Annotated in this window: 21 protein-coding genes, 2 tRNA genes and 2 rRNA genes; 10 read left to right on the forward strand and 15 right to left on the reverse strand. The window is 57.5% G+C overall.

What is annotated here, in order from left to right:
• Window positions 1-73: 73 nt before the first annotated feature.
• The 5 genes from AB4P90_RS26630 to tyrS all read right to left on the reverse strand — a co-directional run bounded on the left by AB4P90_RS26630 (window position 74) and on the right by tyrS (window position 6,751).
• Window positions 74-2,965, reverse strand: a 23S ribosomal RNA gene (locus tag AB4P90_RS26630).
• Window positions 2,966-3,212: 247 nt separating this feature from the next.
• Window positions 3,213-3,288: transfer RNA gene (locus AB4P90_RS26635), tRNA-Ala, on the reverse strand.
• A gap of 30 nt (window positions 3,289-3,318) precedes the next feature.
• Window positions 3,319-3,395 (reverse strand) — tRNA-Ile (locus AB4P90_RS26640).
• 124 nt (window positions 3,396-3,519) lie between these two features.
• Window positions 3,520-5,056: ribosomal RNA gene (locus AB4P90_RS26645) — 16S ribosomal RNA — on the reverse strand.
• Together the 16S and 23S rRNA genes with 2 tRNA genes alongside form the textbook arrangement of a ribosomal RNA operon.
• A 495-nt stretch (window positions 5,057-5,551) precedes the next feature.
• Complete coding sequence (tyrS, locus tag AB4P90_RS26650) at window positions 5,552-6,751, reverse strand: tyrosine--tRNA ligase (protein WP_038451711.1); 1,200 nt, start codon at window positions 6,749-6,751, stop codon at window positions 5,552-5,554.
• Window positions 6,752-6,960: 209 nt separating this feature from the next.
• Here tyrS and AB4P90_RS26655 point away from each other — a divergent pair, with 209 nt between their 5' ends.
• Both AB4P90_RS26655 and AB4P90_RS26660 read left to right on the forward strand, forming a co-directional pair.
• Window positions 6,961-8,373, forward strand: a complete 1,413-nt coding sequence (locus AB4P90_RS26655) for a peptidoglycan DD-metalloendopeptidase family protein (RefSeq protein ID WP_014720159.1) — start codon at window positions 6,961-6,963, stop codon at window positions 8,371-8,373.
• Between the two features lie 3 nt (window positions 8,374-8,376).
• The gene (locus tag AB4P90_RS26660) at window positions 8,377-9,468 is read left to right on the forward strand and encodes an anhydro-N-acetylmuramic acid kinase (RefSeq protein ID WP_014720160.1); all 1,092 of its coding nucleotides are present in this window, start codon (window positions 8,377-8,379) and stop codon (window positions 9,466-9,468) included.
• Between the two features lie 65 nt (window positions 9,469-9,533).
• Here the strand turns inward: AB4P90_RS26660 and erpA are convergent, their stop codons facing one another.
• Together erpA and argC are read right to left on the reverse strand one after the other, a co-directional pair.
• Entirely contained in the window at window positions 9,534-9,884 is a 351-nt protein-coding gene (erpA, locus tag AB4P90_RS26665) for an iron-sulfur cluster insertion protein ErpA (protein ID WP_003176443.1), read from the reverse strand.
• Window positions 9,885-10,049: 165 nt separating this feature from the next.
• Complete coding sequence (gene argC, locus AB4P90_RS26670; protein ID WP_014720162.1) at window positions 10,050-11,084, reverse strand: N-acetyl-gamma-glutamyl-phosphate reductase; 1,035 nt, start codon at window positions 11,082-11,084, stop codon at window positions 10,050-10,052.
• Window positions 11,085-11,218: 134 nt separating this feature from the next.
• Between argC and hemJ the strand changes: the two genes are divergently transcribed.
• The 6 genes from hemJ to coq7 all read left to right on the forward strand — a co-directional run bounded on the left by hemJ (window position 11,219) and on the right by coq7 (window position 15,626).
• Window positions 11,219-11,647: a protoporphyrinogen oxidase HemJ gene (gene hemJ / locus AB4P90_RS26675; protein ID WP_003194674.1), complete on the forward strand. Its 429-nt coding sequence runs from the start codon at window positions 11,219-11,221 to the stop codon at window positions 11,645-11,647.
• A 24-nt stretch (window positions 11,648-11,671) separates the two neighbouring features.
• Entirely contained in the window at window positions 11,672-12,634 is a 963-nt protein-coding gene (locus AB4P90_RS26680; RefSeq protein ID WP_038451719.1) for a nitronate monooxygenase family protein, read from the forward strand.
• Window positions 12,635-12,702: 68 nt separating this feature from the next.
• Window positions 12,703-13,659 (forward strand): DUF805 domain-containing protein, encoded by a 957-nt coding sequence (locus AB4P90_RS26685; protein ID WP_032903899.1) that lies wholly within the window; start codon window positions 12,703-12,705, stop codon window positions 13,657-13,659.
• Window positions 13,660-13,720: 61 nt separating this feature from the next.
• Window positions 13,721-14,509, forward strand: a complete 789-nt coding sequence (locus AB4P90_RS26690; protein WP_003194680.1) for an SDR family oxidoreductase — start codon at window positions 13,721-13,723, stop codon at window positions 14,507-14,509.
• 45 nt (window positions 14,510-14,554) lie between these two features.
• Entirely contained in the window at window positions 14,555-14,893 is a 339-nt protein-coding gene (locus AB4P90_RS26695) for a histidine triad nucleotide-binding protein (protein WP_003194682.1), read from the forward strand.
• An 85-nt stretch (window positions 14,894-14,978) separates the two neighbouring features.
• Window positions 14,979-15,626: a 2-polyprenyl-3-methyl-6-methoxy-1,4-benzoquinone monooxygenase gene (gene coq7, locus AB4P90_RS26700; RefSeq protein WP_003194684.1), complete on the forward strand. Its 648-nt coding sequence runs from the start codon at window positions 14,979-14,981 to the stop codon at window positions 15,624-15,626.
• A gap of 46 nt (window positions 15,627-15,672) precedes the next feature.
• Here coq7 and AB4P90_RS26705 read toward each other — a convergent pair whose 3' ends face one another.
• A complete protein-coding gene (locus AB4P90_RS26705; protein WP_003194686.1) occupies window positions 15,673-16,095 on the reverse strand; it encodes an OsmC family protein in 423 nt (140 codons plus the stop codon).
• 245 nt (window positions 16,096-16,340) lie between these two features.
• Between AB4P90_RS26705 and crp the strand changes: the two genes are divergently transcribed.
• Complete coding sequence (crp, locus tag AB4P90_RS26710) at window positions 16,341-16,985, forward strand: cAMP-activated global transcriptional regulator CRP (protein WP_014720166.1); 645 nt, start codon at window positions 16,341-16,343, stop codon at window positions 16,983-16,985.
• Here crp and AB4P90_RS26715 read toward each other — a convergent pair.
• The 4 genes from AB4P90_RS26715 to AB4P90_RS26730 form a co-directional block, all read right to left on the reverse strand.
• Window positions 16,982-17,677, reverse strand: coding sequence for a biotin/lipoate A/B protein ligase family protein (locus AB4P90_RS26715; RefSeq protein WP_395605490.1), 696 nt, complete (start codon window positions 17,675-17,677; stop codon window positions 16,982-16,984). The two genes, crp and AB4P90_RS26715, sit on opposite strands and share 4 nt — an antisense overlap.
• Before the next feature lie 143 nt (window positions 17,678-17,820).
• Complete coding sequence (gene trpC, locus AB4P90_RS26720) at window positions 17,821-18,657, reverse strand: indole-3-glycerol phosphate synthase TrpC (protein WP_014720168.1); 837 nt, start codon at window positions 18,655-18,657, stop codon at window positions 17,821-17,823.
• Window positions 18,654-19,703 carry an anthranilate phosphoribosyltransferase gene (gene trpD, locus AB4P90_RS26725; RefSeq protein WP_003194694.1) on the reverse strand — a complete coding sequence of 350 codons (1,050 nt, stop codon included), beginning with the start codon at window positions 19,701-19,703 and terminating at the stop codon, window positions 18,654-18,656. The genes trpC and trpD overlap by 4 nt, the downstream gene beginning before the upstream one ends.
• A 9-nt stretch (window positions 19,704-19,712) precedes the next feature.
• Window positions 19,713-20,306: an aminodeoxychorismate/anthranilate synthase component II gene (locus tag AB4P90_RS26730; RefSeq protein ID WP_395605491.1), complete on the reverse strand. Its 594-nt coding sequence runs from the start codon at window positions 20,304-20,306 to the stop codon at window positions 19,713-19,715.
• A gap of 412 nt (window positions 20,307-20,718) precedes the next feature.
• On the opposite strand from AB4P90_RS26730, the gene estP reads away from it, so the two are divergent.
• Window positions 20,719-22,641 (forward strand): esterase EstP, encoded by a 1,923-nt coding sequence (gene estP, locus AB4P90_RS26735; protein WP_395605492.1) that lies wholly within the window; start codon window positions 20,719-20,721, stop codon window positions 22,639-22,641.
• Window positions 22,642-22,773: 132 nt separating this feature from the next.
• Here the strand turns inward: estP and trpE are convergent, their stop codons facing one another.
• The 3 genes from trpE to rpe form a co-directional block, all read right to left on the reverse strand.
• The gene (gene trpE / locus AB4P90_RS26740; RefSeq protein WP_019817793.1) at window positions 22,774-24,255 is read right to left on the reverse strand and encodes an anthranilate synthase component I; all 1,482 of its coding nucleotides are present in this window, start codon (window positions 24,253-24,255) and stop codon (window positions 22,774-22,776) included.
• 66 nt (window positions 24,256-24,321) lie between these two features.
• On the reverse strand, window positions 24,322-25,140 hold the full coding sequence (locus tag AB4P90_RS26745; protein WP_014720172.1) for a phosphoglycolate phosphatase: 819 nt from the start codon (window positions 25,138-25,140) through the stop codon (window positions 24,322-24,324).
• Window positions 25,137-25,811 (reverse strand): ribulose-phosphate 3-epimerase, encoded by a 675-nt coding sequence (gene rpe, locus AB4P90_RS26750; protein WP_003194703.1) that lies wholly within the window; start codon window positions 25,809-25,811, stop codon window positions 25,137-25,139. The genes AB4P90_RS26745 and rpe overlap by 4 nt, the downstream gene beginning before the upstream one ends.
• Window positions 25,812-25,873: the final 62 nt, after the last annotated feature.

The raw sequence follows: 25,873 nt of genomic DNA on the forward strand, positions 1-25,873 counted from the left end.
ACTTTCGGTTCATCTTCGTCTTCACACACCGCAATCTGGTCTCTCTCGAGTTCGCAAATTGCTTGGGTGTTATATGGTCAAGCCTCACGGGCAATTAGTATTGGTTAGCTCAACGCCTCACAGCGCTTACACACCCAACCTATCAACGTCGTAGTCTTCGACGGCCCTTCAGGGAACTCAAGGTTCCAGTGAGATCTCATCTTGAGGCTAGTTTCCCGCTTAGATGCTTTCAGCGGTTATCTATTCCGAACATAGCTACCCGGCAATGCCACTGGCGTGACAACCGGAACACCAGAGGTTCGTCCACTCCGGTCCTCTCGTACTAGGAGCAGCCCCTCTCAAATCTCAAACGTCCACGGCAGATAGGGACCGAACTGTCTCACGACGTTCTAAACCCAGCTCGCGTACCACTTTAAATGGCGAACAGCCATACCCTTGGGACCGGCTTCAGCCCCAGGATGTGATGAGCCGACATCGAGGTGCCAAACACCGCCGTCGATATGAACTCTTGGGCGGTATCAGCCTGTTATCCCCGGAGTACCTTTTATCCGTTGAGCGATGGCCCTTCCATACAGAACCACCGGATCACTAAGACCTACTTTCGTACCTGCTCGACGTGTCTGTCTCGCAGTCAAGCGCGCTTTTGCCTTTATACTCTACGACCGATTTCCGACCGGTCTGAGCGCACCTTCGTACTCCTCCGTTACTCTTTAGGAGGAGACCGCCCCAGTCAAACTACCCACCATACACTGTCCTCGATCCGGATAACGGACCTGAGTTAGAACCTCAAAGTTGCCAGGGTGGTATTTCAAGGATGGCTCCACGCAGACTGGCGTCCACGCTTCAAAGCCTCCCACCTATCCTACACAAGCAAATTCAAAGTCCAGTGCAAAGCTATAGTAAAGGTTCACGGGGTCTTTCCGTCTAGCCGCGGATACACTGCATCTTCACAGCGATTTCAATTTCACTGAGTCTCGGGTGGAGACAGCGCCGCCATCGTTACGCCATTCGTGCAGGTCGGAACTTACCCGACAAGGAATTTCGCTACCTTAGGACCGTTATAGTTACGGCCGCCGTTTACCGGGGCTTCGATCAAGAGCTTCGCGTTAGCTAACCCCATCAATTAACCTTCCGGCACCGGGCAGGCGTCACACCCTATACGTCCACTTTCGTGTTTGCAGAGTGCTGTGTTTTTAATAAACAGTCGCAGCGGCCTGGTATCTTCGACCGGCATGAGCTTACGGAGCAAGTCCTTCACCCTCACCGGCGCACCTTCTCCCGAAGTTACGGTGCCATTTTGCCTAGTTCCTTCACCCGAGTTCTCTCAAGCGCCTTGGTATTCTCTACCCAACCACCTGTGTCGGTTTGGGGTACGGTTCCTGGTTACCTGAAGCTTAGAAGCTTTTCTTGGAAGCATGGCATCAACCACTTCGTTACCTGAAAGGTAACTCGTCATCAGCTCTCGGCCTTAGAATCCCGGATTTACCTAAGATTCCAGCCTACCACCTTAAACTTGGACAACCAACGCCAAGCTGGCCTAGCCTTCTCCGTCCCTCCATCGCAATAACCAGAAGTACAGGAATATTAACCTGTTTTCCATCGACTACGCTTTTCAGCCTCGCCTTAGGGACCGACTAACCCTGCGTCGATTAACGTTGCGCAGGAAACCTTGGTCTTTCGGCGTGGGTGTTTTTCACACCCATTATCGTTACTCATGTCAGCATTCGCACTTCTGATACCTCCAGCAAGCTTCTCAACTCACCTTCACAGGCTTACAGAACGCTCCTCTACCGCATCACTTACGTGATACCCGTAGCTTCGGTGTATGGTTTGAGCCCCGTTACATCTTCCGCGCAGGCCGACTCGACTAGTGAGCTATTACGCTTTCTTTAAAGGGTGGCTGCTTCTAAGCCAACCTCCTAGCTGTCTAAGCCTTCCCACATCGTTTCCCACTTAACCATAACTTTGGGACCTTAGCTGACGGTCTGGGTTGTTTCCCTTTTCACGACGGACGTTAGCACCCGCCGTGTGTCTCCCATGCTCGGCACTTGTAGGTATTCGGAGTTTGCATCGGTTTGGTAAGTCGGGATGACCCCCTAGCCGAAACAGTGCTCTACCCCCTACAGTGATACATGAGGCGCTACCTAAATAGCTTTCGAGGAGAACCAGCTATCTCCGAGCTTGATTAGCCTTTCACTCCGATCCACAGGTCATCCGCTAACTTTTCAACGGTAGTCGGTTCGGTCCTCCAGTTAGTGTTACCCAACCTTCAACCTGCCCATGGATAGATCGCCCGGTTTCGGGTCTATTCCCAGCGACTAGACGCCCTATTAAGACTCGCTTTCGCTACGCCTCCCCTATTCGGTTAAGCTCGCCACTGAAAATAAGTCGCTGACCCATTATACAAAAGGTACGCAGTCACCCAACAAAGTGGGCTCCCACTGCTTGTACGCATACGGTTTCAGGATCTATTTCACTCCCCTCTCCGGGGTTCTTTTCGCCTTTCCCTCACGGTACTAGTTCACTATCGGTCAGTCAGTAGTATTTAGCCTTGGAGGATGGTCCCCCCATATTCAGACAAAGTTTCTCGTGCTCCGTCCTACTCGATTTCATGACTAAGAGATTTTCGCGTACAGGGCTATCACCCACTATGGCCGCACTTTCCAGAGCGTTCCGCTAATCTCAAAGCCACTTAAGGGCTAGTCCCCGTTCGCTCGCCACTACTAAGGGAATCTCGGTTGATTTCTTTTCCTCAGGGTACTTAGATGTTTCAGTTCCCCTGGTTCGCCTCTTGCACCTATGTATTCAGTACAAGATAACCATCTTATGATGGCTGGGTTCCCCCATTCAGACATCTCCGGATCAAAGTCTGTTTGCCGACTCCCCGAAGCTTTTCGCAGGCTACCACGTCTTTCATCGCCTCTGACTGCCAAGGCATCCACCGTATGCGCTTCTTCACTTGACCATATAACCCCAAGCAATCTGGTTATACTGTGAAGACGACATTCGCCGAAAATTCGAATTTCTCAATTAAGAGAACTCACAAATTTTACCTTAGCCTGATCCGTTACCAGTGAAAGTAACGTTCAGTCTATCTTTCTATCACATACCCAAATTTTTAAAGAACGAACTAGTCAAAGACTAGAAATCAACATTCACCATCACAACGATGGAATGCTCATTTCTAAGCTTTATACAAACAGAAGCAGTAGTGGTGGAGCCAAACGGGATCGAACCGTTGACCTCCTGCGTGCAAGGCAGGCGCTCTCCCAGCTGAGCTATGGCCCCGTATTTCTACAGGCGTTTCCCACACAAAATTGGTGGGTCTGGGCAGATTCGAACTGCCGACCTCACCCTTATCAGGGGTGCGCTCTAACCAACTGAGCTACAGACCCAATTTCGAGCGCGTAACTGATTAGCTAAGAGCTATCAGCTTGGAGCTTAAAGCTGCTTCTATCGTCTTCTTCAATGAATCAAGCAATTCGTGTGGGAACTTATGGAGCAGCTGATGTCGTCGATTAAGGAGGTGATCCAGCCGCAGGTTCCCCTACGGCTACCTTGTTACGACTTCACCCCAGTCATGAATCACACCGTGGTAACCGTCCTCCCGAAGGTTAGACTAGCTACTTCTGGTGCAACCCACTCCCATGGTGTGACGGGCGGTGTGTACAAGGCCCGGGAACGTATTCACCGCGACATTCTGATTCGCGATTACTAGCGATTCCGACTTCACGCAGTCGAGTTGCAGACTGCGATCCGGACTACGATCGGTTTTATGGGATTAGCTCCACCTCGCGGCTTGGCAACCCTCTGTACCGACCATTGTAGCACGTGTGTAGCCCAGGCCGTAAGGGCCATGATGACTTGACGTCATCCCCACCTTCCTCCGGTTTGTCACCGGCAGTCTCCTTAGAGTGCCCACCATAACGTGCTGGTAACTAAGGACAAGGGTTGCGCTCGTTACGGGACTTAACCCAACATCTCACGACACGAGCTGACGACAGCCATGCAGCACCTGTCTCAATGTTCCCGAAGGCACCAATCTATCTCTAGAAAGTTCATTGGATGTCAAGGCCTGGTAAGGTTCTTCGCGTTGCTTCGAATTAAACCACATGCTCCACCGCTTGTGCGGGCCCCCGTCAATTCATTTGAGTTTTAACCTTGCGGCCGTACTCCCCAGGCGGTCAACTTAATGCGTTAGCTGCGCCACTAAAAGCTCAAGGCTTCCAACGGCTAGTTGACATCGTTTACGGCGTGGACTACCAGGGTATCTAATCCTGTTTGCTCCCCACGCTTTCGCACCTCAGTGTCAGTATTAGTCCAGGTGGTCGCCTTCGCCACTGGTGTTCCTTCCTATATCTACGCATTTCACCGCTACACAGGAAATTCCACCACCCTCTACCATACTCTAGTCAGTCAGTTTTGAATGCAGTTCCCAGGTTGAGCCCGGGGATTTCACATCCAACTTAACAAACCACCTACGCGCGCTTTACGCCCAGTAATTCCGATTAACGCTTGCACCCTCTGTATTACCGCGGCTGCTGGCACAGAGTTAGCCGGTGCTTATTCTGTCGGTAACGTCAAAATTGCAGAGTATTAATCTACAACCCTTCCTCCCAACTTAAAGTGCTTTACAATCCGAAGACCTTCTTCACACACGCGGCATGGCTGGATCAGGCTTTCGCCCATTGTCCAATATTCCCCACTGCTGCCTCCCGTAGGAGTCTGGACCGTGTCTCAGTTCCAGTGTGACTGATCATCCTCTCAGACCAGTTACGGATCGTCGCCTTGGTGAGCCATTACCTCACCAACTAGCTAATCCGACCTAGGCTCATCTGATAGCGCAAGGCCCGAAGGTCCCCTGCTTTCTCCCGTAGGACGTATGCGGTATTAGCGTCCGTTTCCGAACGTTATCCCCCACTACCAGGCAGATTCCTAGGCATTACTCACCCGTCCGCCGCTCTCAAGAGAAGCAAGCTTCTCTCTACCGCTCGACTTGCATGTGTTAGGCCTGCCGCCAGCGTTCAATCTGAGCCATGATCAAACTCTTCAGTTCAAACATCTTTGGGTTTTTAAGAAACCCTAAACTTGGCTCAGCAATCGTTGGTTACATCTTTGATTTCTCGCGGAGTAACTTGTGATGCTGATAATCTTGTTGACTATCAGTCTGACTCCACAAGCACCCACACGAATTGCTTGATTCAGTTGTTAAAGAGCGGTTGGTTAAGATCTTTCGTCTCAACCGAGGCGCGCATTCTACAGCAGCCTCATTTGCTGTCAAGTGGTTATTTTCAGAAGTTTTCGAAGATTTCTTCAACAACTTCAACCACTTGCGCTTGCGATCTCTCGCAAGCGGGAGGCGAATTTTACAGCGTTACACGCTGCTGTCAACACCTCTTTTTCAACTTCCTTTTGGCTTCGATGAACTGAAGCAACTTGCTGTCGAGAACTGCGTAACTCATTGTTTACCAAGGAGTTTTACGTTTCGACTGCGCCGGAAGTGGGGCGAATTATAGACAGATATAATTCGCCGTCAACACCTATTTCAGACTTATTCGGATTTGAGCGTAATTCGCGCAAATGCCTTCTTGCCCGCCTGGCAAACGTGAGTGGCGCCCAGCTCGTATATAAAGGTGCGATCAACCACCTCACCATCTATACGCACACCGCCGGCCCCCAAAAGATCACGCGCGACCGCTGAATTCTTCACCAGGCCAGCTTTATTAAGCACAGCGGCAATCGGCATCGCCTCGGCAGCAGTCAGCTCAATCTCGGGCAGATCGTCAGGCAGCTCGCCATCTTTCATGCGATTACCTGCCGCACGGTGAGCGTTGGCCGCAGCCTCCTCACCATGGAAACGCGCAACGATTTCTTCAGCCAGCTTAATCTTCACATCGCGAGGATTAGCGCCCGCCTCGACATCCGCACGCAGCCCATTGATCTCGTCCATCGAGCGGAAGCTCAACAGCTCGAAGTAGCGCCACATCAGCGCATCCGGAATAGATACTAGCTTGCCGTACATCACACCCGGCGCTTCCTGGATACCGACATAGTTACCCAGGGACTTGGACATCTTCTTGACGCCATCCAAGCCCTCCAGCAATGGCATGGTCAGAATGCACTGAGCCTCCTGACCATAGGCGCGCTGCAATTCACGCCCCATCAGCAGGTTGAACTTCTGATCGGTGCCACCCAGCTCGACATCCGCACGCAGCGCCACCGAGTCGTACCCTTGAACCAGCGGGTAAAGGAACTCATGAATGGCGATTGGCTGATTGGTCGAGTAGCGCTTGTCGAAGTCATCGCGCTCGAGCATGCGCGCCACAGTGTACTGGGACGTCAGGCGAATGAAATCTGCCGGCCCCATTTTGTCCATCCAGGTGGAGTTGAACGCCACCTCGGTCTTGGCCGGGTCAAGAATCTTGAATACCTGGGTCTTATAGGTCTCGGCATTATCGAGCACCTGTTCGCGAGTCAGCGGCGGGCGCGTAGCGCTCTTGCCGCTTGGATCACCGATCATCCCGGTGAAGTCACCTATAAGGAAGATGACCTGATGGCCCAACTCCTGGAACTGACGCAGCTTATTAATAAGCACGGTATGACCCAGGTGCAGATCCGGCGCGGTCGGATCAAAGCCAGCCTTGATACGCAGGGGTTGGCCACGCTTGAGCTTTTCGATCAGCTCGGCCTCGACCAACAGTTCTTCCGCACCACGTTTTATCAGCGCTAGCTGCTCTTCAACCGACTTCATAACAGACCCGCAAGGCTCAGATTCAAAAGGGAACCAACCATACAAGATCAGGGACTAATTACAAGTTTTGCCCTGCGCACGGACACCGTTCAGCAAGCCCAGCGTTCGCGAGCTTGCGCCACAGATGATTTGGTTATATTTTATACAGTTATTTCATCTTCATCATGTCATTCATCTTTTCCATTTCATCTTCAAAGTCAAAATTACTTATGACCACTGAACCGTCTAAAGCGCCGCCGCTTTACCCGAAGACCCACCTGCTCGCCGCAAGTGGTATCGCCGCCCTTCTCAGCCTGGCACTGTTGGTATTCCCTTCCAGTGACGTTGAAGCCAAACGAACATCCCTGAGCCTCGATCTGGAAAGCCCAGTTGAACAACTGACACAAGATCAAGACGCTTCCGACGCTCAACAAGCCACAAACACTGCAACTGAGTCACCTTTCGCACAGATCGAAAGCACTCCCGAAGACACCCAGCAAGCCGCCCAGGAAGCACCTGCAGCAGCCGCAGCCAAGAATCCCCAGCATCGCGAAGTCATCGTGGGCAAAGGCGATACACTATCTACCCTGTTCGAAAAGGTTGGGTTGCCTGCCGCCGCTGTAAATGAAGTGCTCGCCAGCGATAAGCAAGCCAAGCAATTCACTCAGCTCAAACGTGGCCAGAAGCTTGAATTTGAGCTGACGCCAGACGGCCAGTTGAACAACCTGCATACCAGCATCAGTGACCTGGAAAGTATCAGCCTGAGCAAAGGCGCCAAAGGCTTCGCATTCAACCGAATCACCACCAAACCCGTCATGCGTTCCGCCTACGTACACGGCGTGATCAACAGCTCCCTGTCGCAATCGGCCGCGCGTGCGGGCCTCTCGCATAGCATGACCATGGACATGGCCAGCGTATTTGGCTACGACATCGACTTCGCTCAGGACATCCGTCAAGGCGACGAATTCGACGTGATCTACGAGCAGAAAGTAGCCAACGGAAAAGTGGTCGGCACTGGCAACATTCTGTCTGCACGCTTCACCAACCGTGGCAAAACCTACACCGCCGTGCGCTACACCAACAAACAGGGCAACAGCAGCTACTACACAGCTGATGGCAACAGCATGCGCAAGGCCTTCATCCGTACCCCCGTTGACTTTGCCCGTATTAGCTCGCGTTTCTCCATGGGCCGCAAGCATCCAATTCTGAACAAAATTCGCGCGCACAAGGGTGTCGACTATGCCGCGCCGCGTGGCACGCCAATCAAAGCGGCAGGCGACGGCAAGGTCTTGTTGGCGGGGCGTCGTGGTGGTTACGGCAATACGGTGATCATCCAGCACGGCAACACGTACCGCACGCTGTACGGCCACATGCAAGGTTTTGCCAAGGGCGTCAAGACTGGCGGCAACGTGAAACAGGGCCAAGTGATCGGTTACATCGGTACCACCGGCCTCTCCACCGGCCCGCACTTGCACTATGAGTTCCAGGTCAACGGCGTACACGTCGACCCACTGGGCCAGAAGCTCCCAATGGCTGACCCGATTGCCAAGGCCGAACGCGCGCGCTTCATGCAGCAGAGCCAGCCGCTGATGGCACGGATGGATCAAGAGCGCTCCACCTTGCTGGCTTCGGCGAAGCGTTAAGGCATGCCGCTCTATATCGGTGTGATGTCCGGGACCAGCCTCGACGGCCTGGATATCGCCCTTATCGAACAAGGCGCGGCGATCAATCTGATCGCCACTCGCTATATCCCAATGCCCGACGCCTTGCGCACAGAACTGCTGAGCCTATGCGCCAGCGGCCCGGATGAAATCGCCCGTTCGGCAATTGCCCAGCAGCAATGGGTGACGCTCGCTGCACAAGGGATCATCGCCTTGCTGGAGCAACAAAACCTCAAGCCTCAGGACATTCGGGCGATTGGTAGTCATGGCCAGACGATTCGCCATGAACCCGCCCGAGGCTTCACCGTTCAGATCGGCAACCCTGCCCTACTCACCGAACTGACAGGCATCACTGTCGTCAGCGACTTCCGCAGCCGCGATGTCGCTGCCGGCGGCCAAGGCGCTCCTTTGGTTCCAGCCTTTCATGAAGCCTTGTTCGGCGAGCAGACGGGCAATCGCGCGGTATTGAATGTCGGCGGGTTCAGCAACCTCAGCCTGATCGAGACGGGCAAGCCTGTCGCCGGTTTCGACTGCGGCCCGGGGAACGTGCTGCTCGATGCCTGGATTCACCTGCAGCGCGGAGAACACTTTGATCGGGACGGGCAATGGGCGGCCAGCGGCAAGGTCCAGCCCCAGCTGCTCAATACGCTGCTCAGCGATCCGTTCTTCATGACCAAAGGCCCGAAAAGCACGGGCCGAGAGGTGTTCAACCTGGCCTGGCTGCAGCAGCACCTTGGCCGTTTGCCCACCTTTGAACCCCAAGACGTACAGGCCACCCTGCTGGAGCTGACGGCTCTGACCATCGTCGAGTCCCTGCAAAGCGCCCAGACTGACACAACAACCTTGCTGATCTGCGGCGGCGGCGCCCATAACGGGGCACTGATGGGCAGGCTGACAACGTTGCTGCCTTCCACCCATGTCAGCACTACAGCGGCCTATGGCGTAGACCCTGACTGGGTAGAGGCAATGGCCTTCGCCTGGCTGGCCCATTGCTGCCTTGAAGGCATTGCCGCCAATCGGCCCAGCGTCACTGGCGCACGCGGGCTTCGAGTGCTTGGCGCGATCTACCCCGCCTGAATCCCAGACAGCAAAACGCCGCTTGGCCCGTAAAAGCCAAGCGGCGTTTTTGTATCTGCTACCGATCAGATCGAGAACGAAGACCCGCAACCACACGTCGTGGTGGCATTAGGGTTCTTGATCACGAAACGCGAGCCTTCCAGACCTTCCTGATAATCCACTTCGGCACCTGCCAGGTATTGGAAGCTCATCGGATCCACGACCAGGCTTACACCCTCGCGCTCAACGATAGTGTCGTCATCGGCCACATCTTCATCGAAGGTAAAACCGTACTGAAACCCTGAACAACCGCCGCCCGTAACGAATACGCGCAGCTTCAAGCGATCATTACCCTCTTCATCGACCAGGCTCTTCACCTTGTGCGCAGCACCGTGGGTGAATTGCAAAGCCGTGGGGGTGAAGGACTCAACGCTCATGCTGATAATCTCCCGGCGTAGCGCCGCCATATGCGTAATGGCGGGTATTATCCGCTTCTCCTAGAAAAGCGGTCAACTATTGTTACGGTATATCAATCCGCCCAGCGACCATTAAAAATGCAAAAGGCCCGATCAAAGGGCCTTTTGCGCAACGGTGATCCCGCGTTAAGGCAACATCCCCGCGTGGGACAGGCCCAACTTCTCGTCCAGGCCGAACAGGATATTCATGTTCTGCACCGCCTGGCCCGAAGCGCCCTTGACCAAATTGTCGATCACCGACAACACCACCACCAGGTCGCCATCCTGCGGACGATGCACCGCAATACGGCACACATTGGCACCACGCACGCTGCGCGTTTCCGGATGGCTGCCGGCCGGCATCACATCGACGAACGGCTCATTGGCATAACGTTTTTCAAACAACGCCTGCAGGTCTACCGAGCGATCAGTGACAGTCGCATACAGCGTGGAGTGAATCCCACGGATCATCGGCGTCAGGTGCGGCACGAAGGTCAGACCCACATCCTGGCCGGCAGCGCGGCGCAGGCCCTGGCGAATTTCCGGCAAGTGACGATGACCTTTTACCGCATAGGCTTTCATGCTTTCCGACGTTTCGGAGTATAGAGAACCGACCGCTGCGCCACGGCCCGCACCACTGACGCCCGACTTACAGTCGGCGATCAGCCGCGACGCATCCGCCAGGCCAGCTTCCAGCAATGGCAGGAAGCCCAATTGCGTCGCCGTCGGATAGCAACCCGGCACCGCAATCAGGCGTGCTTGCTTGATCTGCTCGCGATTGACTTCCGGCAGGCCGTAAACCGCCTCTTCCAACAGCTGCGGCGCACCATGGGGCTGGCCGTACCACTTGGCCCACTCGTCGGCATCTTGCAGGCGGAAGTCTGCCGACAAGTCGATAACCTTGGTACCGGCCGCCAGCAACTCACCGGCCAGAGCATGGGCGACACCGTGAGGCGTGGCGAAGAACACCACGTCGCAGGCACCCAGAGTCTTGGTGTCCGGCACACTGAACGCCAGACCGTCATAGTGGCCTCGCAGGTTCGGGTACATATCGGCCACGGCCAGCCCGGCTTCGGATCGGGAAGTGATGACCACCACCTCAGCTTGCGGATGCTGAGCCAACAGACGCAGCAATTCGACACCGGTGTAACCCGTGCCGCCGACGATACCGACCTTGACCATAAACCTGCCCTCAACGAACCCACTGGAAAGCCGTCGATAATAGGGGCCGTATCGTCCTGCGACAACCGTCAACGTGACGTACGGGCGCATGAGCCACTACTATCTTCGCTACCGTGAACCTGGGAATAACTAAAATGCTCTATCTATGGGTCAAAGCCTTCCATATCGTCAGCATCGTTTGCTGGTTTGCCGGGCTGTTCTACCTGCCGCGCCTGTTCGTCTACCACGCCCAAAGCGAAGACACCGTCAGCAAGGAACGCTTCAGCATCATGGAGCGCAAGTTGTACCGGGGCATCATGGGCCCGGCGATGGTTGCCACACTGGTCTTCGGCATCTGGATGCTGGCCCTCAACCCCGGCATTTTCCAGTCGGGCGCCTGGATCCACGCCAAGCTGACCCTGGTCGTCCTGCTGATTGGCTACCATCACATGTGCGGCGCACAGGTAAAGCGCTTCGCCCGTGGCGAAAACACCCGCAGCCATGTCTTTTATCGCTGGTTCAATGAAGTCCCGGTTCTGATATTGCTGGCTATCGTAATTTTGGTCGTGGTCAAACCGTTCTAACGTCAATTACTCGGGGAACCTCCAATGTCGCTGCCCGCTCTGCTGGAACAACGTCTGCGCCTGCCCGTGGTGGCCGCGCCGATGTTTCTGATCTCTAATCCGCAACTGGTCCTGGCCTGCTGTCGCAACGGGGTAGTTGGGAGTTTCCCGGCGCTCAACCAACGCGAAAGCTGTGGCTTCAAGGCCTGGCTGGAAGAAATCGAAGCGGGCCTGGCTCAGTTGGACAACCCTGCGCCCTATGCCGTGAACCTGATCGTGCACAACAGCAACCCGCGCCTGGAGGCAGACCTGGCGATCTGCGTCGAGCACAAGGTGCCCATCGTCATCACCAGTCTCGGTGCGGTAAAGGAGTTGGTGGACGCGGTTCATAGCTACGGCGGCCTGGTATTTCATGACGTCACTACCCGACGCCATGCCGAGAAAGCCGCTGAAGCGGGTGTTGATGGCCTCATTGCCGTCGCCGCTGGTGCGGGCGGCCACGCTGGCACCTGGAGCCCCTTTTCACTGATTGCCGAAATTCGCCAGTTCTTCGACAAAACCCTACTGCTGGCGGGCTGCCTTAACCATGGGCACGAAATCCTCGCCGCCCAGGTGCTGGGGGCAGACCTGGCATATTTCGGCACGCGCTTTATCGGCACCACCGAAAGCCAGGCACCGGATGCGTATAAGGAGATGCTGCTCACATCGCGCGCCGCCGACATCGTGCACACTCCAGCAGTCTCCGGCGTACCTGCCAGCTTCATGCGCCAGAGCCTGGAAAATGCCGGGTTTGACCTCGCTGCGCTTCAAGGCAAAGGTGAAGTCAACTTCGGTTCCAAGCTCAAGCCATTGAGCGATGAGGCCAAAGCGTGGAAAACTGTATGGTCTGCTGGCCAAGGCGTCGGTGAGATCAATGATGTACCCAGTGTGGATGACCTCGTTGCCCGCCTGGATGCCGAATACCGCAAAGCACGCGAGCACGCCGCGCAACTGCGCTGGCCACGCTGACCCACTGGCAGGCCTGCCGATTGGACAGGCCTGCATACTCTCCCTGATTAAGTGACAAGGATGCCCGCATGAGCGACAGCCGTTTCAAGATTGTGTTTGACGGAGCCTTGCGCCCAGGTGTCGAAAGCACCACCGCCAAGCTGAACCTCGCCGAGTTATTCAAAAGCGATGTTGAAGCGATCGAAAAGCTCTTCACCGGCCGCCCCGTCGCGCTCAAGCGCGACCTGTCCCACCCCGACGCGCAAACTTACCTCACGGCACTGCACAACGCCGGGGTCGACGCTCGCATCGAGGCCGAACAACCTGTGGCATTCAGCCTGGCAGAAACCCACGAAACAAGCTCGTCAACCGCTGACCGCGCCGCCGCCTCACCTTATGCTCCCCCACGCGCTGCCGTTGGCGACGACCTGCCGGAGTTCGCAACCCTCAAGGTCTTCACCATCCACGGGCGCATCGGGCGCCTGCGCTACCTGGCCTGGACGCTGGCACTGACCGTCGCGATGTTGGTGGCCGCGGGCATCATCAGTACGGTGGGCTTCGCGGTGGCGACAGCCTCGCCAACCATCGCCATCATTATTGGCTCACTGCTGGGTTTCGCGCTGTTTGTGGCACTGGTAGTGGTGAGCGTGCAAATCGGCGTGCAGCGCCTGCATGACCTGGGCTGGTCTGGCTGGCTTTACCTGCTCAACCTGGTTCCGCTGGTTAACAGTGTTTTCCCGCTGCTGTTGCTGGTATTGCCAGGCAACACGGGCGCCAACCAATACGGCGCGCCACCACCACGCAACTCCACTGCGGTGAAAATCCTGGCCTCGCTGTGGCTGGCGTTCATTCCCTTGATGCTCATCATCGTCGTCACCCTGGGCATGAACGGCTACCTGGACCAGCTTGAAGCCAACATGGACAGCAGCTACGAAAGCAGCTCCATCACCTCCGATGCAGACGCCGATCAAAGCGCTATCGTTGACGAAGCCGCAGCGCAAAGTGCTGACGATGCAGCCGAACCTGTAGACTCTCCAGAACAGTGAAGAAACGCCCGCCGCCTGTGACGCACTGTCATGGGCCGGCGGCGTTGCGATGGAGAAAGGCATGACCCGTTACGCTCTGATCACCGGCGCCTCCAGTGGCATCGGCCTGGCATTGGCCGAAGCCTTGGCACGGCGTGGCCGTAGCTTGATTCTGGTGGCCCGCCAGCGTGATCAGTTGGAAAGCATTGCATTGGAATTGACCCAACGCTTCGGCGTCGAGGTACTGTTTCGCGCCTGTGATTTGGGCGAGCCGCTGCGCTTGTCCGGCTTTTTGCTGGAGCTCGAAGAGGGTGAGCGACAGATCGACCTGCTGGTCAACTGCGCCGGCATCGGCACCAGCGGGCCGTTCCTGGCCCAGGACTGGATGACCGAGCAGGACCTCATCGAAGTCAACATCCTGGCCTTGACCCGCATGTGCCACGCACTGGGCAATGCCATGGCCCTGCATGGCGGCGGGCAAATCCTCAATGTGGCTTCGGTCGCGGCCTTCCAGCCTGGGCCGTGGATGAGCAGCTACTACGCCAGCAAAGCCTACGTGCTGCACTTCTCCGAAGGGTTGCGCGAGGAATTGAAGACCTGCGGCATCAAGGTTTCAGTGCTGTGCCCTGGCCCTACGCGCACCGCATTCTTCGGCACCGCGCAGATGGATACGGCGAAACTCGACCGCAGCCAGCAACTGATGAGCCCGGAAGAAGTCGCGCTCTACACCGTGCGGGCGCTGGAAAAGAACAAGGCCATCATCATTCCCGGGCGCCGCAATCGTTGGCTGACGTTCAGCCCACGCCTGAGCCCCCGCTGGCTGACCCGCAAAATTGCCGGTGCCATCAACAAGGCCTATTGCCCGCGCTGACGGCCTACGTACACTTACCTCACTTTTCACGATGGAGATACAGCTGTGGATACTCTGTTCACCAAGATCATCAACAGGGAAATACCGGCGAAGATCATCTATGAAGATGACCAAGTCCTGGCTTTTCACGATATCGCCCCCCAGGCACCAGTGCATTTCCTGGTTATCCCGAAAAAACCCATTCGTACCCTCAACGACCTGACCGAGGACGATAAGGCGCTGGCCGGCCATATCCTGTTCACCGCCCAACGCCTGGCCGTGGAACAAGGCTGCGAAAAAGGCTTTCGTGTGGTGATGAATTGCAATGAAGACGGCGGGCAAACCGTTTACCACATCCATATGCACGTGCTGGGTCAGCGCCAGATGAACTGGCCACCGGGCTGAGTGCACAAGGGCAAATTGACTCAGCACAAACGCTGGACGCTCTCTTGCGGTAAACTGGCCGCCGAGATTCTTCCCGGAGGTCAGCATGACTACCCAACGTCACTACTCGCCGATTGACCGTCTGTTGCTGCAAGCCGACATGGCCATGCGCACCCTGCTGCCGTTCAGTGGCCAGCCCTACCGCCCATCGCCCGCCATCGTGCAGCCGGATGTACAGTTGAGCGAGACCGATACCCGTCACGTCGCTGGCCTGATGCGCATCAACCATACCGGCGAAGTCTGTGCCCAGGCGCTGTACCAGGGCCAGGCGCTGACCGCCAAGTTGCCACAGGTACGCACGGCGATGGAGCATGCGGCCGAGGAAGAGATCGACCATCTGGCCTGGTGCGAACAACGCATCCGCCAGTTGGGCAGCCATCCCAGCGTGCTCAACCCACTGTTTTATGGCTTGTCGTTTGGTATCGGCGCGGCTGCCGGGCTGATCAGTGACAAAGTCAGCCTGGGGTTTGTGGCCGCGACAGAACATCAGGTGTGCAAGCACCTGGATGAACACCTGGAGCAACTGCCGGCCGAAGACGAAAAGTCACGGGCCATTCTTGAGCAGATGCGCATTGACGAAGAGCACCATGCAGAAAGCGCGCTGGACGCGGGCGGCTTCCGCTTTCCAGCCCCGGTACGGTTCGGCATGAGCCTGTTGGCCAAGGTCATGACCAAAAGCACTTATCGAATCTGAACCGAAAAAAGGGCGCCCGAAGCGCCCTTTCTTTTGCCTGCTGTAATCAACCCAGCTCGATGATTTCGTAGTCGTGGGTAATGACCACGCCCGCAGCCCCCAGCATGATCGATGCTGAGCAGTACTTCTCTGCCGACAGCTCGATGGCACGCTTGACCTGGGCTTCTTTTAGCGCCCGGCCCTTGACCACGAAATGCATATGGATCTTGGTAAAAACCTTGGGGTCTTCAGTGGCGCGTTCAGCTTCCAGGAAGGCTTCGCAGCTTTCTACGGCCTGGCGGGACTTCTTCAAGATGCTGACCACGTCAAAATTGCTGCAACCGCCCACACCCAGCAGCAACATTTCCATGGGGCGTACACCCAGGTTACGACCGCCGGCTTCCGGCGGACCGTCCATGACCACCACATGGCCGCTGCCCGACTCACCGAGGAACATGGCTTCGCCCGCCCATTGGATGCGTGCCTTCATCGCCCAGACTCCACTGCTAAAAAAGGGTCGCCAGCTTAGCACAGGGCCTTGAAACAACAGCGCTCTGCATAAATTCGATAAATGACAGCGTTTGCCGCTAAATTGGCTAATCGCGACAGAAGGTGTCTGGTAAGCTGGCGCCAAATGAATGGCGCATTGCCATGACTTGTACAGCGTATATCAATGAGATGCCGCTGGATAAAAACAACGCCAACTACACCGCGCAGTCTTTTCGGGATACAACCATGGTTGCTCTTACTCCCACACCCAAGATCAAGAACCTCGACAAGCTGTTGCTGCATTGCCAGCGCCGACGTCATCCGGCCAAGCACAACATCATCTGCGCCGGCGAGCGCTCAGAAACCCTGTTTTTCATCATCAAGGGCTCAGTCACCATCCTGATCGAGGATGAGGATGGCCGTGAGATGATCATTGCCTATCTCAACGCCGGAGACTTCTTCGGGGAGCTGGGTTTGTTTGAACAAGCAGGCAAAGAGCAGGAACGCAGTGCTTGGGTACGAGCCAAAGTTGAGTGCGAAGTGGCCGAAATCAGCTATGCAAAATTTCGCGAATTGGCCCAGCATGATCCGGACATCTTGTACGCCCTGAGCGGTCAGATCGCCCAGCGCCTGCGCGACACCACCCGCAAAGTCGGCGACCTGGCGTTCTTTGATGTCACCGGCCGCGTCGCTCGCTGCCTGTTGGACCTATGCAAGCAACCCGATGCCATGACCCATCCCGACGGCATGCAGATCAAAGTCACGCGCCAGGAGATCGGACGTATTGTCGGGTGTTCACGAGAAATGGTCGGCCGCGTGCTCAAGGACTTGGAAGAACGCAACTTGGTGCACGTCAAAGGCAAGACGATGGTGGTGTTCGGTACCCGTTAAACCGGCAGGAAGCCAGCCAGCATCTGACGGTACAACGTGTCGAGCCGACGGATCGCATCCGGCGCCGTAAACGCTTCGTGCAGTGCGATATGGCTATCGGCGCGAACCCGCTGCTCCAAACCGCAGGCTTGATTGAAGCGGTTGACCGCCGCAATCAATTGCTCACGATCATTCTCCAGCAACATCGCCCCGTGCACCAACCCGACCGGGCGGCCACCGCTTTGTCGCCAACGCTGGGCAGTGCCCACCATTTTGCGGCCATTGAGGTTGACGTTGTAACGGCCGTCGCAAAAGGCACCGTCAATTTCGCCGACGGACGCATCGCCACCCAACTCGATCAACAGATCACAAATCGGTTGGCACAAGCGCTGATAGCCGGTTTCGATGCGCCCCTGGTCGCTTTCACTGCGCGGTGGGGCATAGACCAGGGCGATATTGACCGTGGCGCCGGACTGCGGCACCGGCTCACCACCGGTTTCACGCAGCAATACCGGCCAACCCTCATCGGCCGAAACCTGGCTCGCCACCGCGAATGCCGGCAGCCGGCTCAAACGGCGCGGCATGACCAGTGCTTGGTCACTGGGCTGCCAGAACAGCAATCCGAATGCCTGCTCACCCGCGCAAACGGCTGCCAATAGGTCTTGCTCGGCGGCAAGGCCTGCTTCGACAGTCATGATCACGGGCTGGAGCATCGAACACCTACCTACCTGAATAAACACAAAACCAATGTGGGAGCTGGCTTGCCTGCGATAGCGGTGTGTCAGCTACACAGAGGTTGGCTGACCCGCCGCTATCGCAGGCAAGCCAGCTCCTACAGTTCCGAGCGTATTTCAAATCAGTCTAGTGTCGAACCGCTGATCGTCGTACCGCGCTCCGGGAAGAACAAGCGCTGCAGCTCCGCCCCCGGGTTCTCTGCGCGCATAAACGTCTCGCCCACCAGGAACGAGTACACGCCACTGATTTCCATCAGTTCCACATCGGCGCGGTTGACGATGCCACTCTCGGTAATCACCAGACGATCGCGCGGGATACGCGGCAGCAGGTCGAGGGTGGTTTCGAGGCTGACGTCGAAGGTATGCAGGTTACGGTTGTTGACGCCCACCAGCGGAGTATCGAGGGTCTTCAATGCGCGCTCCAGCTCGTCGCCGTCGTGTACTTCGACCAGCACGTCCAGGCCGACGCTTTTGGCCACGGCCGCCAGCTCGGCCATCTTCACGTCATCCAATGCGGAGACAATCAGCAACACGCAGTCGGCACCCAAGGCTCGGGCTTCAACGATCTGGTACGGGTCCACCATGAAATCCTTGCGGATCACCGGCAACTTGCACGCGGCGCGCGCCTGTTGCAGAAACAGGTCTGAACCTTGGAAGTAGTCGATATCCGTCAGTACGGACAGGCAAGTCGCCCCACCCTTCTCATAACTGGCGGCGATCTCGGCGGGTACAAAGTTCTCGCGAATCACCCCCTTGCTCGGCGAGGCTTTCTTAACCTCGGCGATCACGGCCGGCTGCTTGAGCTTGGCCTGGGCGATCAAGGCATTGGCAAAGCCGCGTGGCGCATCGGCGCTTTTCGCCTGGGCTTCCAACTCGGCCAGGCCCACGCGGGCGCGGCGCTCGGCCACTTCTTCAGCCTTACGGGCCAGGATCTTTTCCAGAACGGTTGGCACACTCATCCTTCATTCTCCATCTTGAATACGGCGGTGAATGCTCCCAGCTCTTCGAGCTTCTCACGAGCCAGGCCGGTGTGCAGCGCATCGTGGGCCAAGGCGACACCTTCCTTGAGACTATAGGCATGGTCGGCGGCGTAAAGTGCTGCGCCAGCGTTGAGCACAATCATTTCCGCAGCTTTCTGACCGTTTTCGGTCTTACGACGCCCCAGAGCATCACGAATCAACTCCAACGAAGCCGCCGGGCTTTCCACCGCCAGGCCGTGCAAGCTCTGGCTTTTCATACCCAGGTCTTCAGGTTCGACCCAATATTCGGTGACCTCGTCGTTCTTCAGCTCCGCCACGAAGGTCGGCGCCGCCAGGCTGAATTCGTCGAGGCCATCCTTGGAGTGCACCACCAGCACGTGCTTGCTGCCCAAGCGTTGTAATACTTCGGCCAGCGGCCGGCACAGCGCCTGGCTGAACACGCCCACCACCTGATGCTTCACACCGGCCGGATTCGTAAGCGGGCCGAGCATGTTGAACAGGGTACGCAGGCCAAGGTCCTTGCGCGGGCCGGCAGCGTGCTTCATCGCGCCGTGATGGGACTGAGCAAACATGAAGCCAATGCCAACGCTGTCGATGCAGCGCGCTACTTGCACCGGCGTGAGGTTCAGGTAAATACCGGCAGCTTCCAGCAAGTCGGCACTGCCGCTCTTGCCAGACACCGCGCGGTTCCCGTGCTTGGCGACGGTGCAACCAGCGGCGGCCACCACGAAGGATGAGGCGGTCGACACGTTGAAAATATTCGCACCGTCACCGCCGGTGCCCACTACATCGACGACGCCGTCGAGGGTCTTGAGTTCGACCTTGTCCGCCAGCTCACGCATCACCGACACCGCACCGACGATTTCGTCGATGCTTTCGCTCTTCATGCGCATCGCCATCATAAAAGCGCCGATCTGAGCATCGGTGCATTGACCGGTCATGATCTCGCGCATCACATCGCTCATTTCCGCGGTGCTCAGGTCCAGATGGCCGACGATACGGCTCAGGGCAGTCTTGATATCCATGAAAAGTCCTTAGCGCGTGCCGCCGCTCTGCTTGAGAAAGTTGGCGAACAGCTCGTAGCCCTGCTCGGTCAGGATTGATTCAGGGTGAAATTGCACCCCTTCGACGTTCAGTGTCTTGTGGCGCAGGCCCATGATCTCGTCGACCGAGCCGTCTTCCGATTGGGTCCAGGCGGTCAGTTCCAGGCATTCGGGCAAGGTTTCACGCTTGACCACCAGAGAGTGGTAACGGGTCACGGTCACCGGCAGGTTCAAGCCATGGAATACACCCGAATCCCGATGGAACACCGGGCTGGTCTTGCCGTGCATGACCTCGCGCGCGCGCACCACATCACCGCCAAACGCCTGGCCGATGGACTGATGGCCCAGGCAGACGCCCAGGATCGGCAGCTTGCCGGCGAAATACTGGATAGCTTCCAGAGAGATGCCCGCCTCGGTCGGCGTGCACGGGCCAGGCGAAACCACGATGCGCTCGGGGTTCAGCGCAGCGATTTCAGCAACGGTAAGTTCATCGTTGCGCACCACCTTGACCTCGGCACCCAGTTCGCCCAGGTACTGCACAACGTTGTAGGTAAAGGAGTCGTAGTTATCAATCATCAGCAACATGTGGGTTCAAACCTCTTGAATTCACTGATTTCAAATGACCGCCTTCCAAGCGTGTGAACCGCTGCCAGACGCACGTTCCGGTTGCCAGGGTGAGTTGGCAAGGGGCGTCAGACAACGGGTGAAGAAGGCAAATCGGTACAGGTCCGGCCAGGCCGGCAGAGAAAAATGTCAGGCGCGCCAACGCCAACGGGCGTGTGCCTTGACTACTCGCATCAAGAGTTTGCTGATGATCAACACGGGGAGGGTCTCATTCATACGTTCAGGCACAGTAACGTAGGCTCGCCAGCGGTGCAATATGGAGCCGCAAATACGGGGACGCAACGTAGGTGGATTCCGGATTTCCCTACAGAAAATGCCAGAAATTTTGCTAGTGTTTCACTTCCGACATAAAAACAACCCAATGGAATCTTGCATGCTCAGACCAGCGTTTTTCGCGCCCCTTGCCGGCTGCCTCCTATCATTGGCCTGCGCCCAGGCGTTCGCAGCCCCGTCACCTTATTCAACCATGGTGGTTTTCGGCGACAGCCTGGCGGATGCAGGCCAGTTTCCCGACGGTTCGGCCGGCGCCACATTGCGCTTTACCAACCGAACCGGGCCGACCTTCCAGGGTGAATACGGCCTGGTCTCATCGACCCTGCTGGGCACGAAACTGGGCGTCACTCCCAACGACCTGAATGCTTCCACCTCACCGGTCCGCGCAGCCCAGGGTTTGCCAGACGGCAACAACTGGGCAGTGGGTGGCTACCGTACCGACAATATCCTCGACTCCATTACCTCAGTCTCCAATGCTGCGATTCCCCCAGGCAACCCCGGGGGCGGCACTGTGTTGCGCAGTCGGCAGGGCTATCTGCCGGCTAATGGTGGGAGAGCCGACCCGAACGCACTTTACTTCCTTTCCGGTGGCGGCAATGACTTCCTGCAAGGCCGGGTACTCAGCCCCGCTCAAGCGGTCGCCGCCGGTGGCAGGCTGGCGGACAGCGCCCAGGCCCTGCAACAAGCCGGCGCGCGTTACATTATGGTGTGGATGCTACCCGACCTGGGCCTGACGCCGGCCATCAACGGCACCCCACAGCAAGCAGCGACTTCGGCCCTGAGCACTATTTTCAACCAGTCCCTGGTACAGCGTCTGTCACAAGTGGATGCACAGGTTATCCCGCTGAACATCCCGCTGCTGTTGAACGAGGCCTTCGCCGATCCAGCCCGCTTCGGCCTAGCCACCGGGCAGAACCTGACGGGCACCTGCTTCAGCGGTAACAGTTGCACCGCCAACCCAACCTATGGCATCGGCGGCACCAACCCGGACCCAACCAAGCTGATCTACAACGACTCGGTCCACCCTACCGTGGCCGGGCAACGCTTGATTGCCGACTACGCCTATTCGCTACTCGCCGCGCCGTGGGAACTGACCTTGCTGCCGGAAATGGCCCAAGGCACATTGCGCGCCCACCAGGACGAGTTGCGTAACCAATGGCAAGCAGACAACGGCAGCTGGCAAGCCGTCGGCCAATGGCGCGCCATAGTGGCCGGCGGCGGCCAACGCCTGGATTTCGATGATCAGAGCAGCTCGGCCAGTGGCGACGGCAGCGGCTATAACCTGAATATCGGTGGCAGCTACCGGCTCGATGAAAACTGGCGCGTGGGCGTTGCCGCCGGCCTGTATCGGCAGACTCTCGAAGCCGGCGCCAATGATTCAGACTACAAGCTCAACAGCTATATGGGCACGGCATTCGCTCAGTATCAGCAGAACCACTGGTGGGCCGATGCCGCATTGACCGGCGGCAAGCTGGACTTCGACAGCCTCAAACGCAAGTTTGCCCTGGGTATCAGCGAAGGCTCGGAGAAAGGTGACACCGATGGCTGGCTCTGGGCCCTGAGCGGCCGCGTGGGGTATGACATCGCCGCGCCGGGCAGCGACTGGCACCTCTCGCCGTTCATCAGCGCCGATTACGCGCGGGTTGAAGTCAATGGTTACTCGGAGAAAAGCAGCCGCTCCACCGCCCTGACCTTTGACGATCAACAACGCGACTCCAAACGCCTGGGCGTCGGCCTGCAAGGCAGCTACCGCATCACGCCGCAAACCCAGGTTTTTGGCGAAGTGGCCCACGAGCATGAGCTTGAAAATGACACCCATAAGGTGAACATTTCGCTCAACAGCGTGCAGGGGATCGACTTCAAGCTCGACGGGTATACGCCTCGCAGTAATTCTGACCGCTTGAGCCTGGGTGTCAGCCACAAGTTGACTCAGGACCTGGCGTTGCGGGCGGCGTATAACGTGAGAAAGGATGACAACTTGACCCAGCAAGGCATCAATGTCGGAGTCAGTCTGGATTTCTAAACAAATCCCAAGACCGGTGAAAAACTAATGTGGGAGCGGGCTTGCTCGCGAATACGGTGTATCAGTCACACATGTATCGACTGACACTCTGTATTCGCGGGCAAGCCCGCTCCCACATTTTTTATTCCAGCTTCAGTCTTGTGGAGTTTGCTCTGCCAATGCCACGGCACGGAACATCGCCCGACGCTTGTTGAGGGTTTCTTCCCATTCAAGGGCCGGCACCGAGTCCGCCACAATCCCGCCGCCCGCCTGCACATGCAGTTCGCCGTCCTTGATCACGGCCGTGCGGATCGCAATGGCGGTGTCCATATTGCCGTTCCAAGCAAAATACCCGACGGCGCCGCCGTAGACACCACGCTTGACCGGCTCCAGTTCGTCGATAATTTCCATCGCACGGATCTTCGGCGCCCCCGACAATGTGCCCGCCGGCAAAATCGCTCGCAGGGCGTCCATCGCCGTCAGCCCGGCCTTCAGCTCGCCGGTGACGTTGGACACGATATGCATCACATTGGAATACCGTTCGATGACCATCTTCTCGGTCAGTTTCACCGAGCCGATTTCCGAGACACGCCCGGTGTCGTTGCGCCCCAGGTCGATCAGCATCAGGTGTTCGGCAATTTCCTTTTCGTCGCTGAGCAGGTCTTCTTCCAGCGCCACGTCGGCTTCTTCGGTCGCCCCACGGGGGCGCGTGCCGGCAATCGGGCGCACGGTGATCAGGTTGTCTTCAACCCGCACCAGCACTTCCGGCGAACTGCCCACGACGTGGAAGTCGCCGAAGTTGAAGAAGTACATATACGGCGTCGGGTTGAAGCAACGCAGTGCGCGGTACAGGTCAATCGGCGCCGCCTTGAAGTCGATGGACATGCGTTGCGACGGCACCACTTGCATGCAGTCACCGGCAAGGATGTATTCCTTGATGGTATCGACGGCGCGCTCGTAGTCATCCTGGGTAAAGCTGGAGCGGAACACCGGGTCGGCCGCCGGGGGGCGGCTGAGGTCCAGGCCGCGACGCGGGGTGATCGGCTGGCGAAGTTTTTCCAGCAACGCTTCCAGGTTGGCCTGGCCTTGTTCGAAGGCATCAGCCTGGGCGGGGTCAGCGAGGACAATCGCATGCATCTTGCCGGCGAGGTTGTCGAACACCACCACCGCGTCGGACACCATCAGCAAAATGTCCGGCACCCCCAGCGGGTCCGGGTTCGGGCATTTGCCCAGGCGTTTTTCCACATAGCGCACGCAGTCATAGCCGAAGTACCCCACCAGACCGCCATTGAAGCGCGGCAGGCCAGCAATGGTCGGCACGTTGTAGCGCGCCTTGAAGGTTTCGACAAAGGCCAGCGGGTCTTCTACGTCATGGCTTTCGATCTCCACGCCGTCATGGGTGATGCTCACATGATGGTCGTGCACCCGCAGCACCGTGCGGCATGGCAGGCCAATGATCGAGTAACGGCCCCACTTCTCGCCGCCTTGTACCGACTCAAGCAGGTAAGAGTTGGGCTCATCGGCCAGCTTCAGGTAGATCGACAGCGGCGTATCGAAGTCGGCCAGGGTTTCGCAAGCCATGGGGATACGGTTGTAGCCGGCAGCGGCCAAACGCAGGAATTCTTCGCGGGTCATGAGGTGCCTCGTGGTGTGAGGGTCAAGTCAGGTAGGCAAACGTGCCGCACACGCGGCCTGGATCAGTCAGGCGCGCCAACGCCAGCGGGCCAAGGCCTTGATGACTTTCATCCAGAGTTTGCGAGTGACCACCACGATGGAATTTCCAGAAGGGGACGAATCAATGTCGGGCAACGTTATCTCAGCGCCCGCGCCCAAGCAACCGGGGATTAGCAGTCGCAGGTCATCAATGACCAGAGCGGGGGACTCCTCCGCAATCGGCCGGCCATGGTTGTAACCATAACTCAAGGCCACGCACTGCACGCCCGCCGCTTTAGCCGCCAGCACATCACTGCGCGAATCGCCGACAAACAGCGACTGAGACGCCGGAATATTGGCCATTTTCATTACGAAAAACAGGGCCGCAGGGTCTGGTTTTTTCTGCGGCAAGGTATCGCCGCCGATGATCCAGCGGAAGTAGCGCCCGATTTTCATCTGGTCCAACAACGGCGCAACGAAGCGCTCCGGCTTGTTGGTGATCAGGGCCATTTCCACGCCCTGCTTGCTCAACCACTTGAGGGTGTCACGCACGCCGGGGTAAACCACGGTCAGTTCGTGGCTGCTTTCGTAAGCGGCATTGAACAGCTCCAAGGCATGTTCTGCCTCGACCTCATCCACGCCCGTGGCATCGATGTCGTTGGCCAGGGCCCGGCGCACCAACATCGGCGCGCCATTGCCGACCCACTTGCGCACTGACTCGATGCCTGCCGGTTTGCGCCCCAGCTTGAGCAGCATCTGGTCCACCGCGGCCGCCAGGTCGGGCACCGAGTCGATCAAGGTACCGTCCAGATCGAACATCACCAGCCGTGGCAATTTGCCGGGGAACAACTGCTCAAAACCGCTCATGGACGCGCCAGCGCCAGTTCGGCACGCATCTTGTCAATGACGGCCTGGTAGTCCGGGGCATTGAAAATCGCCGAGCCGGCCACGAAGGTATCGGCACCCGCTGCGGCGATCTCACGGATATTGTTGACGTTAACGCCGCCGTCAATCTCCAGGCGAATGTCACGCCCCGACGCATCAATCAGCGCACGGGCCTCACGCAGCTTGTTCAAGGTGCCAGGGATGAACTTCTGCCCGCCGAAGCCTGGGTTGACGCTCATCAGCAAGACCATGTCGACCTTGTCCATCACGTACTCAAGCACGCTCAGCGGAGTGGCCGGGTTGAATACCAGGCCCGCCTTGCAGCCGCCTTCGCGGATCAGTTGCAAGGTGCGGTCAACGTGCAATGTAGCTTCCGGGTGGAAGGTGATGTAAGTCGCACCCGCCTCGATGAAGTCACCGACGATACGGTCTACCGGACTGACCATCAGGTGCGCATCAATCGGCGCGGTGATGCCGTACTTGCGCAACGCGGCGCACACCATCGGGCCGATGGTCAGGTTGGGTACGTAGTGGTTGTCCATGACATCGAAGTGCACGAAGTCGGCACCGGCGGCCAACACCTTGTCCACTTCCTCACCCAGGCGGGCGAAGTCGGCAGAGAGAATCGATGGAGCAATGACGAAGGGCTGCATGACGCACCTTTTTTGAGCTAAATCACGATGGCGCGCATTGTATACCTCATGCTTTGCTGCGC

This window comes from Pseudomonas sp. B16120 (assembly GCF_044218845.1).
Classification (GTDB): Bacteria; Pseudomonadota; Gammaproteobacteria; order Pseudomonadales; family Pseudomonadaceae; genus Aquipseudomonas; species Aquipseudomonas paracarnis.